The following is a 351-nucleotide window of genomic DNA, read 5'->3' as shown; positions in this document are numbered from 1 at the left end:
CATGACGTTTTCCAGTGCGTTGAGGCTGTCGAGCAACTGGAACGACTGAAAGACGAAGCCGACGTGTTCGGCGCGGATGCGCGCGCGCTGGTCTTCGTCGAGATTGCTCAGGCCCTGGCCGGCGAGAATGACTTCGCCACTGCTCGGCAGGTCGAGGCCGGCGAGCAGGCCGAGGAGGGTGGACTTGCCGGAACCGGACGCGCCGACGATGGCCAGGCTGTCGCCCTTGTTCAGTTCCAGGCTGAGTTCGTGCAGGATAGTCAGTTCACCTTCCGCGCTGGGAACCACTTTGCTGAGGTTCTTCGCGGTGAGAATGCTTGCGCCCATGGAGAATCCGATGCGTGTGTGGTT

The 351-nt window shown here is 62.1% G+C and carries 1 protein-coding gene; it reads right to left on the bottom strand.

Going from position 1 to position 351, the window contains the following annotated elements:
- On the bottom strand, positions 1-327 hold a 327-nt coding region (locus DBR24_RS34190; protein ID WP_256591929.1), incomplete at its 3' end, for an ATP-binding cassette domain-containing protein.
- Positions 328-351 lie beyond the last annotated feature (24 nt).

It is taken from the genome of Pseudomonas sp. HMWF006 (genome assembly GCF_003061205.1).
Classification (GTDB): Bacteria; Pseudomonadota; Gammaproteobacteria; order Pseudomonadales; family Pseudomonadaceae; genus Aquipseudomonas; species Aquipseudomonas monsensis.
The sequence above is the reverse complement of the archived record's forward strand: the minus strand, read 5'-3'. Positions and strand labels throughout refer to the sequence as shown.